Raw genomic sequence first — 12,082 nt, forward strand, 5'->3', positions numbered from 1 at the left:
CTGTCGAAAAATCTGCCGAGAAGCGGCATTGCGACGCGCCTGAGCACACCGCAATGTCATCAGGTCTTGCTCTTCGAGAGCTCCACGCCCAGTTGCTTGAGCTTGCGATACAAGTGCGTGCGCTCCAACCCCGTCTTCTCGGCCACGCGCGTCATGCTGCCGTGTTCCTTGGCCAGATGATAGGCGAAGTAGGCGCGCTCGAAGGCATCGCGCGCCTCGCGCAGCGGGACATCGAAGGAGATGTCCCCCGACATGCCTGCGCCGGCGCCTCCCGCGCCGCCATCGGCATCGTGCGCGCCGAGTGGGGCATGATGCGTGGCCGCGCCGTTCAGACCTGCGCCCGCATGGCGAGGCTCGCTCTCGCCGAAGACGCCTGCCTCCGGCGCATCGTCGTCGGCTTCGAACGCATGGGGTGCGCCGCCGGACAGATCGCGTTTTCCGCGCGCGAGGCCCTGTTCCACGGCCTGCAGCAGCTTCTGCAGTGCGATGGGTTTCTCAAGGAAATTGAGCGCACCGATCTTGGTCGCCTCGACGGCGGTGTCGATCGTGGCGTGGCCTGACATCATGATCACGGGCATGGTCAGCAATTGCTGCGCCGCCCACTCCTTGAGCAAGGTCACGCCGTCGGTATCGGGCATCCAGATATCGAGCAGCACGAGATCGGGCGTGTTCGTGGCGCGGAAGGCGCGCGCTTCCTGCGCGTTCTCCGCCACCTCCACGACATGCCCCTCGTCGCTCAGAATCTCCGAGAGCAGCTCCCGGATCCCCATTTCGTCGTCCACCACCAAAATGGTTGCCATTTACGCTACCTTCGTGTGTTCTGCCGGCTTGTTGCGCGACAGGTCCTGGTCGTCAGCCAATTGAGTAAACAAGATCGAAATCTGTGCGCCTGCACTGCCTTCGCCCTCGGGTAATGACCGGTTGCGGATGTCGATGCGCGCCTGATGCTCATCGACGATCTTCTTGACCATCGCCAGTCCAAGCCCGGTGCCCTTCGATTTGGTCGTCACGTAGGGCTCGAATGCGCGGGTCAGAATGCGCGCCGGGAAACCCGGCCCGTTGTCCGTGATCGTCAGACGCACTGCGGTGCGCTTCGGTTCGCCGGGATGCACATCCGTTCCTGCGTATTCTACTGTCTTCGTTTCCACCGTGATAAGAGGGTTTTCGGTTGCGCTGACCGCATCTTGAGCATTCTGCAGCAGATTATGAATAACCTGACGCAATTGCGTCGAGTCGCCGCGAATTTCCGGCAGGTCGGCCCCTAGGTAGGCACGAATCGCACCCCGCCCTTCATCCACACCGTATAACGTCAGCACCTCGCCGATCAACTCGTTGAGTTGCAGCGAATGCATGACCGCCGGTGGCAAGCGCGCGTAGTCACGGAAATCGTCGACCATGCGCTTCATCGCCGCCACCTGATTGACGATGGTCGTCGCGCCCCGGCGCAGCACCTCGGCATCGGCCGGCGGCAGCTTGTCGGACAATTTCATTTGCAAACGCTCGGCTGAGAGCTGAATCGGCGTGAGCGGATTCTTGATCTCATGCGCCAAACGCCGTGCCACTTCGGCCCACGCGACCGAACGCTGCGCCGAGATCACGTCGCTGATATCGTCGAACACCACGACGTAACCGCCGCCCGCGCTCGTCGGCACCCCGGCCACGGCGACCATCGGTTCGGGCAAATGCGAGCCGCGCACGAGCAGCGTGACGGCATCGGTCTCGCCCGGTAGCGTCAGGCCGATCTGCTGTTGCCAATGTCCGCCCGGCCCGAGATCGGCGTTCGCATCGCGATCGGCGAACGCGCGACGCAGCGTCTCGCCGAATTCCACCAGCGCCGGAATATGCGCAGGCGAACGGTTCAGCTCGCCCTGAAGGCTCTGCTTGAAGATGCGTTCGGCGCCCGCATTGGCCGTCGTCAGGCGGAAATCGCGGTCGAAGACGAACACGCCGGCCGTCAGGCTCGACAGAATACTCTCCAGGTGCGCCTTCGAGCTCTCCAGCGCGAGACGGTTGCGCTCGACCGTGGTGCGCGCATCGGACAACTGACGCGTCATCGCGTTGAACGCCTGCGTGAGGAAGCCGAGTTCGTCGTTGGTACGCACCTCGCCCTTGGGCGACAGATCGCCCGCCGCGACTTCCTGCGTGCCGCGCGCGAGCAGGAAGAGCGGCCGCGCGAGCTGATTGCCGAGGGCCAGCGCGAGCATCATCGCCACGAAGGTGGCGAGGAACAGCGACAACGTGAGCGTGCCGATATACATCTTACGCAGGCCTGTGCGGCCCAGCGCCTTTTCCTGGTATTCACGATAGGCGCTTTGCACCGCCTCGGCGTTCTGCGCCAGATTGGCCGGTACCAACTGCGTGACTTGCAGGAAGCGCTCTTCGTCTTGCAACGACGACGTGTAGCCCGACGGAATGCGTATCACCACACGCCAGCGCAGTTGATCGTGCGCCTGATGCCTGTCGTAGCCCTCGCTGCCGCCTTCGATGGCCGTGTAGCCGCGCGACTGCGCGCGGGCCTGACGCAGCATGAGCGCCGTCGGCAGATCGGGCACCAGCGCATTGAAGCTGCCCGATGCCGACGCGAGCACGCGGCCGTTTCCGTCGACGATGGTGGCGTCCTGCAGGCCGAACTGATCGCGCATGCGCAGCAGCGTGAGCGTGCCGCCCTTGTCGCCGCTCGCCCCAAGGTTATCGGCCACGAGTTGCGCTTTGGCGCTCAGATCCGATAGACCGTTGTTCAGAATGGCGCGTCCGAGTTCGAGGCCCGAATCGAGCGCCGTCTCCACGCGCACGTCGAACCACGATTCGATACTGCGCGAGACGAATTGCAGCGACACCAGATAAATGATGCCGCCGGGCAGCACGCCCACCAGCGCGAAGAAGATCGCAAGCTTGGCGAGCAGCCGCGTGCCGAAGCGCCGCTGACGCAGTCGCACGACGATGATCCACACCAGCGCGCCGACGATAAACACAAAGATGATCGCCACCGCGATGTTCGCGGTGTAGAGCAGCGAGTAATAACGATCGAAGAATTCGGTATTGGCCGAGGCAAGCGCGAGCAGGCCGAACAGGCCGATGGCCACCAGCGCCATCGTGACGATCAGCGTGCGAATGACGATGTGCTTGAGCAGGCTGCCGCCGTTATTTGACACGGGCCGCTCCAGGCACCAGCGCCGCGCTGAACGCGAGTGGCAGATTGCCCTTCAGACGGGCCGAGGTATGCGGGTGGTCGTCGGGCGACGCGCTCGACCCGAGTGCCCACCCCGTCATGCCGAAGCCCGAGGGCGCGCTTTCCAGCGCGGCAGCCGGCGCATGCGACGGGCTCTCTCCTGCAGGCGAAGCATTCCGGGTTGCGGCGGAGGTTGCCACCACAGACGATGCGGGCCAGTTGGCCGCCGCCGGCGGTACCGTGGGCGAGAACATGAACCGCGCCCAGTCCGAGCTCAGATTCCAGTCGCGATTGTTCACGGCGTCGATCTGAAACGGCTTGGGCATCAGTGCGTTGTCGAGCCGCATGCGCACGGCGGCCTGATATTGAGTGCCCGGCTTGACGACGCCTTTTTCAATCACCCGCCAGCCGCTCACGTTGCGTACGAGCGCGAGCGCCTCGCGCAACGAACCGAAGCCGAGTTGCAAGCCGCTGTTGCTGCTGTTGCCGTTGTTGCTGGACACCCGGTACTGGCGCGTGAGCGGCTGGAACCACAACCGCACGCTCTGCGAAGTGGTCACGACCTTCTCGTCGAACCAGTACCAGCGCGAGCGGGTGAGTTCGAAGTCGGTCGTGAAGTACAACGAGATGCCGCGATTGACCGCGTCTTCCAGGCTACTGTTGAGTTCGAAGGCAAAACGCGCATCGAGCGTCCAGCCACCCTCGGACGGTTCGAGCCGGGCTTCGCGCACCTGGATATCGCCGTCGGCGCGTGCGGGCGCAGCGAAGCCGAGCGCAAATATGCACAGCAGCAGCGGCAGCAAACTGGCCAATAGCCGTTGGGAGAAAGTCACCGTTTCTGGAAGCGAGCGTAGTAGAAGCCGTCATGGGCGCCGCCAGGCGTCATCAGCAGTTGCCCGGGAGCGTCCAATCGTACCGCATCTGCGCGAACACGTTCAAACCATTGCGCTTGCTGTTCGTTTTCCGCCGGAAAGACCGAACACGTGGCATAGATCAACTCGCCGCCCACGGCCAGCGTGTCCCAAAGGGCGAGCAAGATGCGACGCTGCTCCTGCACCAATGCCGCAATGTCGCTCTCGCGGCGTAGCCAGCGAATGTCCGGATGTCGCCGCACGATGCCGGACGCCGAACACGGCACGTCCGCCAGAATGCGCTCGAACGGCACGCCGTCCCAACCGCCGCCGGACCACTTCGACGGGGTGCCCGCGTCGCCGATGCGCACGTCCGCGAGCAGTCCAAGCCGCTCAAGGTTCTCGTGAATACGCGGCACGCGCGTGCGATCCGACTCGAGCGCCGTGACCTCGACGTCCGCCAGTTCCAACAGGTGACCGGTCTTGCCGCCCGGCGCCGCGCAGGCATCCAGCACCCGCATGCCCGCACGCGGGCTTTCCCCAAGCACGAGCGGTGCGGCCAGTTGCGCCCCGGCGTCCTGCACCGACACCCATCCGTCGGCAAATCCCGGCAGACGCTCCACCGGTACTGCCTGTGCGAGTCGCAACGCCACTGGACCGATGACCTCGGCGTCCATGCCGAGCGCCGCCAGGTTCGCTCGCATGGCGTCCACGCCGATGCGGCGGGTATTGACACGCAGCGTCATGGGGCCTCGGCCATCGCCTGCGGCGAGCAACGTCTCCCATTGCTCGGGATACGCGTCGCGCACGGTGTCGATCCACCAGGCGGGGTAGTTCCAACGCGCTTCGGGCTGCAGCGCGATCTGGGCCATCAGGGCGTCGCGCTCGCGCAGGAAGCGACGCAGCACGGCGTTGGCCAGGCCCTTCGCGCCCAGCGTTCGCCGTTGCGCCGCAATCGCCTCCACGGCCTGATCGACGACGGTGAATTCGGTGTACGCAGCATCCTCGGCGGTGTCCTGGAGCAATGCGAAGGCGCACAGCAGGATATCGCGCACGCGGGCTTGCAGTGCGGGCTTGACCAATACGGCGAGCAACGCGCGGCTGCTGCCCAGACGGCGAACGGCGCGATAGGCGAGATCCTGCGCGGCGGCGCGCACGGTCGGCGCGCATTGCGCGGTGGCTTGTGCCAGCGCCTGCGGCAACGCGGTACCCTTCTGGACGGATTCGAGGGCCTGCGCGGCGCGCTGCAGCGCGTAGGCCAGAGATTCGGTGGGCAGACTCGATTGCGGCATGAGCTTTCTACAAACAAACATGCCCGCGCGACGGCGGGCATGGGAGGCTAACGGACGGCTGTCGGGCGACAGGATAGCAGACTGGCGCCGGGCACGAAGACCACGCCCGCGCTGGCGCTCAAGGCCTCAGCCGGCAGGCTCAGGCCTCACTTCGCGCTCGCCGTGCACTCGATCAGACCGGATACTGCCCGGTGCGCGCCATCTCCATCAACCGGGCGACGCGCTCTTCGGTCGCCGGATGTGTCGAGAACAGGTTGGCGATCGCGCCGCCGGACAGCGGGTTCATGATCATCATCTGCGCGGTGGCCGGATGCTGCTCGGCCGCCTCGAACGGAATGCCCTGCGCGTAGCGGTGAATCTTGTCGAGCGCCATCGCAAGCGCCTGCGGATCGCCTGAGATTTCGGCGCCGCCGCGATCGGCTTCGAATTCGCGGGCACGCGAAATCGCCATCTGAATCAGTGCAGCCGCCAACGGCGCGAGAATCGCCACGGCGATACTTGCGATCGGATTGGACGGTCGGCCGTTCTCGTCGCGTCCGCCGAAGAACATGGCGAAGTTGGCCAGCGCCGAAATCGCACCGGCCATGGTCGCGGAGATCGTCGAGATGAGAATGTCGCGATGCTTCACGTGCGCCAGCTCGTGCGCCATTACGCCGCGCAGCTCGCGATCGGAGAGCACCCGCAAAATGCCGGTCGTGGCCGCCACCGCAGCATGCTCCGGATTACGGCCGGTCGCGAATGCGTTGGGTGCGTCCTCGTTGATCAGGTAGACCTTCGGCATCGGCAGGCCGGCACGCTGCGACAGCTCGCGCACCATGTTGTAGAACTGCGGCGCGCTCGTCTCGTCGACTTGCTGCGCGTTGTACATGCGCAGCACCATCTTGTCCGAGAACCAGTACGAAAAGAAATTCATCGCGAGCGCAAACGCCAGCGCGAGCATCATTCCCTGCCTGCCGCCGATCATGCCGCCCACCACCATGAACAACGCGGTGATGGCCGCCATCAGCAGGGTGGTCTTCATCCAATTGAACATGGTGTTCTCCTCTGCAAATCCTGATGACCCCAGAAAACCACGCACTTTGCGTGTTCCCGGGCATTAGATGGTGCCGGTCGTGGAAAATTCAACGGCGGCGGCTTCCGTTTGGAAATTTTCAGACGTTTGCCGGAATTTCCCGTCGATTCACGGACGTTTGCAGCGCCTTCCGCGCTGTTTTGACGTCCGGAACACCCGATTCATCCGATATTACGGCGTCTGCGCAAGACCTGGCGCGAAAACGTCGCCCGGCGTCAGCGTGAATCCCGCGAGGAAGTCGCGGACAGGCAAACGTTTACCGCCGGGCTTCTGACATTCGGTCACGCGAAGCGCACCTTCGCCGCAGGCGACGACGATGGCGTCGGCGCTCACCTCGACCACCGTGCCCGGGGCGGCCGCCGGCTTGCCCGCCACGGCGCTCGCACGCCACAGCTTGATCGGCGTGTCGTGCACGGTGCCAAGCGCGCCCGGGAACGGGTCGAACGCCCGCACCTGCCGCGCGAGCACTGCGGCTGGCTTGCGCCAGTCGAGCACCGCTTCGTGCTTGGCAATCTTCTCCGCGTAAGTCACCCCGGCCTCAGGCTGGGGGACGCACGGCAGATGTCCGTCGCGCGCGAGCTGGCGCAAGGCCTCGACGATCAACTGGCCGCCTAGCGCCGCCATGCGGTCGTGCAGCACCGCCGTGGTGTCTTCGGGGCCGATCGGCTCGGCCTCGCGCAGAATCATCGCGCCGGTGTCGAGGCCCGCGTCCATCTGCATGATGGTGATTCCGGTCTCGGTGTCGCCCGACTCGATGGCACGGTGAATCGGCGCCGCGCCGCGCCAGCGCGGCAACAGCGAGCCGTGAATATTCAGGCAGCCGTAACGGGGCAGATCGAGCACTTCCTGCGGCAGAATCAGACCATACGCGGCCACGACCATGACATCGGGTGCAAGCGCGCGTAACTGCTCGATGGCCGCTGCGGCTTCCTCTGGGTATTTGCCGTTACGGCGCAGCGACGGCGGCTGCGCAACCGGCATGCCACGCGCCTGCGCATACCGCTTGACCGGACTCGCGTGCAGCTTCATGCCCCGGCCTGCCGGACGATCGGGTTGAGTGAGCACCAACTCAACAGGAAAACCGGCGGCATCGATGGCGGCAAGCGCGATTTGCGCGAATTCCGGGGTACCGGCGAAGACGATGCGAAGCGTCATGTCGAACTCTCTCCTGCTGAACGCGATAACTTACTTGACGGTACCGTCAGCCACGACGGCAGCGGAGGCGGGGGGCGCAACGAAGGCGCGAAAGCGTTCATTGGTGTCGCCTGCGCGACCGCCCTGCCAGATCTCGCGCCAGCCGTGCGGCGCAGGAATGCGCGCATTCGCCTTGTCGAGGATCAACAGCACGCCGCAACGCGACGCCTGCGCAAGCGCTGGAATCTGCACCGGACGCACGTCGATGAAATAGTCGAGCATGGCGCGCTCCGACTCGCCAACGTTGTACGACCCGATGCAACGGTTCGCCAGCGGTGTGCCGGGCGGCGCAGCCTGCGCGAGCGACGCGTGCAATGCGGCGAATGGCGTGCGGTAACTACGCGCCTCGTTGATCCACGGCAGCAACAGCGTCGAGAGCGTTCCCCAGACGAACGTCAGCCCGGCGAAGCCGAAGACAAGCGCCCCCAACTGCCGGCGATGTGCGATGGCCATCGCCCACAGGGCGGCCACAACGACGGCCCCGAGCACAAGTCCCGGCGAGAACGGCAGCACGTAATCGAGGGGCAGCCACTTGCCGATCGGCCCGGCGGCGATGTGTCCGTTCCCGGTCAGTTGCAGGCCCCAGCGCACCCACAGGAACAGCCCCAGCGCGCTCATGAGCACGAGCGCCACGCCCGACCACGTCTTCTCGAGCCACGCCGGCAGACGTACGCCCGCGCCCAGCACCGCGATCGCCGGGAAGAGCGGCAACATATAAATATCGCGAATGGCCGACGAGGCCACCAACGTCAGTACGAACAGTCCGGCGTACAGCCAGAGCATGGCCAGCGCCGGACGCTCGATCACGTAACGCCGCACTCCGCCGCCCTCTCGCAGTTGCGCGATCAGCGCGCCGAGTGCAAGCCAGCCGGCCGGAAACGTCAGCCCGAGCAGGCTCGTGACGTCGCTCCAATACGACGTGCGTTCCCCACCGAGATGAACGAAGCCGAAAAACCGTCCGAAGTTGTTATCCCAGAACCATTCGATGAAGAGCGGCTCCGACGCTCGCCAGAACAGCACCGGCCAGATGACCAGCCAGGGCAGCGAGCCGAACAGCGCCCAGGCAAGCGCGACAGCGTAACGACGGGTGCGATAGGCGGGCACGAGGAGTACGGCCAATGCAGTGAGCCCCAGCACGCCGGGGACGAGCAGGCCCTTGCTCAGAAAGGCGATACCGGCGCCTGTCCCGAGAAGCAGGCCCCACAGGCGCGGTGAATTCTCGGCGTCGGCCAAGCGGGCCAGCGCCGCCAATGCAAGCGCGGCACCCGCGAGTTGAGGGATGTCTGCCGTGAGTTTGTGAATGTTCTCAACGGCCCCGAAACTGCCCACCATCAGCATGGGTGCGAGCCATTGGAAGGTCGGCGCGTGATCGTTATTTACGCGCGTCTGGCCATAGAGACGTTGCGCCAGACTGCCCACACAGATCACCGCGATCACCAGCCAGGCGAGTACGGCCAGTTGCGCGCCTTCGAAGACCGGCAGCACGCCGGACGCCAACCGCGCAAAGAACGCGCCGGTCCAGTACATGACGGGCGGCTTCTCCACAAACGGGTCGGCCGCCACGTAGGGCACGGTCAGGTCGTGGCCTCGAAAGAAGTTGAGCACCATGCCGACGGAGTAAGGCTCATCGGCTTTCCAGGGGTCCCGGTCGAACAGGCCCGCCAGCAGGAATGCAAACAGGAGTGCCGCGCTCAGCCAATAAATCGTGCGAGTGCGGGAAGACGGCGAAGCGATGGCGATGGACATCTCGGCAAACGGTCGGGAGTTGGCCCGACGGCAGACGTTCGAGACGCCCCGTCGCAGCGGCGAAAGGCGGGATCATGGGCCCGCGAGCGCTGCAAGTATAGAGGACTTTGCCGGGCGCGCCCACGCTGGGCGTCGCCCGACGGGACTTACGCGCGTTCGACCTGCTTTTTCATCTTTTGCTTGATGCGGTTGCGCTTGAGCGGGGAGAGGTACTCGACGAACACGCGCCCCTTGAGGTGATCCATCTCGTGCTGAATGCAAACGGCGAGCAAGCCGTCGGCGTCCAGTTCGAACTTCTCGCCCTGCGCATTGAGGGCACGCACGCGCACGCGGTCGGCGCGCTCGACCTCGTCATAGATGCCGGGCACCGACAGGCACCCCTCTTCAAAGATCTTTTGTTCGTCGCTGCGCCAGACGATCTCGGGGTTGATGAACACGCGCAACTCGTCACGCGTTTCCGAGAGATCCATCACGATGACCTTCTCGTGCACGTCGACCTGCGTGGCGGCAAGGCCGATACCGGGAGCGTCGTACATGGTCTCGGCCATGTCCTTGACGAGTTGACGGATTCGGTCGTCGACCTCGGCGACCGGCTTGGCCACCTTGTGCAGACGCGGATCGGGATATTGAAGAATTGTCAGTAATGCCATGATGAAAACGGGAATTCGCCGCATTGCCGGGTAAGGGGCCGCGAACGCACAATCTTGCGATGGAGGCTGCGTCGCGATGCTCGCGCCGCAGGCGATGCCTGCCTTGGCCCCCCGGTCAATGCTTACCGGATAATGAAAAATTTTAACATAGCGCCCCTGTCGGCGCTGGCGGCAGACAACACCCTGCCCGCCCGAGACGCCCGCCTCGGCGCCCCTCCTGCTGTCCCGACTGGCGTCCCGAATAGCGCCCCGACTGGCGCCCCGACTGGCGCCCCGACCGACATCCCTGCCGGCGCTGTCGCCGACGACGTTGCCGCACGCGTCGAACCGGCGCTGGACAACGACCCGGTCGGTGCCGACCCAGCGGAAATCAACGCCTGGCTGCGCCTATGTCACGCGCCCGGCCTACCGCCTGCTGCCGTGCGGCGTCTGCTGGCGGCATTCGGCCCGCCTGAAGCGATTTTTCGGGCGTCACGCGCCGAGCTTGCCGGCGTGCTGCCCAGCGATCTCGTGAGTCGTTTGCTGGCACCAGTGTCTGCGGTGCTGATGGCGCAGATTGCCCGCACGCTCGACTGGGCCGGCCGTCCTGGGTGCGCCGTGGTGACATTGGCCCAAACCGCCTACCCGCGCGCACTGCTGACCCTCGGCGACACGCCACCGATCCTCTATTGCCGCGGCGACATTCGTCTGCCGAACCGTGCGGGAGCGGTTGCGGCGGCCCTCGTCGGCAGCCGCCGCGCCACGCCCCAGGGACGCGACAACGCACGGCATTTCGCCCGGGCGCTTGGCGACGCGGGTGTCACTGTCGTGTCGGGGCTCGCGACCGGGATCGACGCCGCGGCGCATGAGGGTGCGCTCGAGACGGTCGGCGGCACCTGCGCGGTCGTGGGCACCGGGGCCGATCTTGTCTACCCGACACGCCATCAGGCCTTGGCCGAGCGCATCGCCGAGCGCGGCCTGTTGATGTCCGCGTTTCCCGTCGGTACGCCGCCCCGGCCCGATCACTTCCCGCGCCGCAACCGGTTGATCGCCGCGCTCGCGAGGTGCACCGTGGTGGTCGAAGCCGCAACGCACTCGGGCTCGCTCATTACCGCGCGTCTGGCGGGCGAGTTGGGCCGCGACGTGCTCGCCGTGCCGGGTTCGATCCATGCCCCCCAAAGCCGGGGCTGCCACGCGCTCATCCGGGACGGCGCGACGCTCGCGTCGTCGCCAGCGGACGTCTTGGAAGCCTTGGGTATCATGCCGCCGGTCGATGCCGCCTGCGTAACGCCGACCGCCCTCCCCCCGGACACGGCAGCAGTCCTGGAGGCGCTGGGTTATGATCCCGTCAGCGTCGACACCCTCTGCGGGCGCACCGGCATGGCGATCACGGCGGTGCTTGCGCATCTGAGCGTACTCGAACTCGATGGCCGGATTGCCCGACTGCCTGGCGGCCGGTTTGCCCGTTCGACGGCCCAGGGCGTAGGCTAGCGAATGCACCACCTGCCAAGGCCGATGCCCGAAATTCACCGGCACCGTCTGCGCGGCGCCCACTACCGAGAATTCGACACCCCGACCCAATGCCCGTTTTCGATCCCGTCGCCGACCGTTCCGCGCTGGCCGCCGCGCTAGCCGATGACAACACGCGTCTCGTGGCTTGTTTGTGTGCGGCGTGGTGCGGCACCTGCCGGGAATATGCGCAGACTTTCGAACAATTGGCAGCCCGCCATCCGATGTTATGTTTCGTGTGGGTGGATATCGAGACGCATGCCGAGTGGCTCGACGATCACGACATCGAGAACTTTCCCACCTTGCTGGTTCAAGATGCCCGGCAGCCCACCGGACAGGCCCGTTTTTTTGGGCCGGTGCTGCCCGCCATCGGCATTCTCGAGCGCATGCTCGACGCGCGTGTGCTGGGCGACGCCACCGTTGCCGCCCCCGCGCTGCGCGAGCACTTGCTTGTTGGATAACGCCTGCCGGAACCGGACGGCAAGACCCTCAGGTCCGCCGCCGAGCGATGTCGCGCCCTTGCCCGTCCCACGCTTGCCGCCGGCTTGGGACGCGCTTATGATGTGCCGCTTTCAGGCACGCCGTGTGCCCGATCCGACGGCAACGCCGGATTGGCTATA

9 protein-coding genes and 1 pseudogene are annotated in these 12,082 nt (G+C 65.6%); 2 read left to right on the forward strand and 8 right to left on the reverse strand.

The genetic code is table 11. The annotated features are described in order from the left end of the window. Positions 1-59: 59 nt before the first annotated feature. The 8 genes and pseudogenes from ACE3UG_RS04555 to def form a co-directional block, all read right to left on the reverse strand. Positions 60-800: a response regulator gene (locus tag ACE3UG_RS04555; protein ID WP_374620251.1), complete on the reverse strand. Its 741-nt coding sequence runs from the start codon at positions 798-800 to the stop codon at positions 60-62. Then, positions 801-3,092 (reverse strand): ATP-binding protein, encoded by a 2,292-nt coding sequence (locus ACE3UG_RS04560; protein ID WP_374620467.1) that lies wholly within the window; start codon positions 3,090-3,092, stop codon positions 801-803. Positions 3,093-3,414: 322 nt separating this feature from the next. Beyond that, positions 3,415-4,002, reverse strand: a pseudogene (locus tag ACE3UG_RS04565) (DUF4390 domain-containing protein); the annotation flags it as partial. Beyond that, positions 3,999-5,312 (reverse strand): 16S rRNA (cytosine(967)-C(5))-methyltransferase RsmB, encoded by a 1,314-nt coding sequence (gene rsmB / locus ACE3UG_RS04570; RefSeq protein WP_374620253.1) that lies wholly within the window; start codon positions 5,310-5,312, stop codon positions 3,999-4,001. The gene rsmB and the pseudogene ACE3UG_RS04565, both read right to left, overlap by 4 nt. Positions 5,313-5,484: 172 nt before the next feature. After that, on the reverse strand, positions 5,485-6,345 hold the full coding sequence (htpX, locus tag ACE3UG_RS04575; protein WP_374620255.1) for a zinc metalloprotease HtpX: 861 nt from the start codon (positions 6,343-6,345) through the stop codon (positions 5,485-5,487). 210 nt (positions 6,346-6,555) lie between these two features. Continuing rightward, positions 6,556-7,539 carry a methionyl-tRNA formyltransferase gene (fmt, locus tag ACE3UG_RS04580; protein WP_374620257.1) on the reverse strand — a complete coding sequence of 328 codons (984 nt, stop codon included), beginning with the start codon at positions 7,537-7,539 and terminating at the stop codon, positions 6,556-6,558. 30 nt (positions 7,540-7,569) lie between these two features. After that, complete coding sequence (locus ACE3UG_RS04585; RefSeq protein ID WP_374620260.1) at positions 7,570-9,324, reverse strand: ArnT family glycosyltransferase; 1,755 nt, start codon at positions 9,322-9,324, stop codon at positions 7,570-7,572. Between the two features lie 146 nt (positions 9,325-9,470). Further along, positions 9,471-9,974: a peptide deformylase gene (gene def / locus ACE3UG_RS04590; protein WP_374620263.1), complete on the reverse strand. Its 504-nt coding sequence runs from the start codon at positions 9,972-9,974 to the stop codon at positions 9,471-9,473. A gap of 132 nt (positions 9,975-10,106) precedes the next feature. On the opposite strand from def, the gene dprA reads away from it, so the two are divergent. After that, positions 10,107-11,444, forward strand: a complete 1,338-nt coding sequence (dprA, locus tag ACE3UG_RS04595) for a DNA-processing protein DprA (protein ID WP_374620266.1) — start codon at positions 10,107-10,109, stop codon at positions 11,442-11,444. 89 nt (positions 11,445-11,533) lie between these two features. Continuing rightward, the gene (locus ACE3UG_RS04600) at positions 11,534-11,923 is read left to right on the forward strand and encodes a thioredoxin family protein (RefSeq protein ID WP_374620268.1); all 390 of its coding nucleotides are present in this window, start codon (positions 11,534-11,536) and stop codon (positions 11,921-11,923) included. Positions 11,924-12,082: the final 159 nt, after the last annotated feature.

The organism is Pandoraea sp. (assembly GCF_041919235.1).
In the GTDB taxonomy this organism is placed as follows: Bacteria; Pseudomonadota; Gammaproteobacteria; order Burkholderiales; family Burkholderiaceae; genus Pandoraea.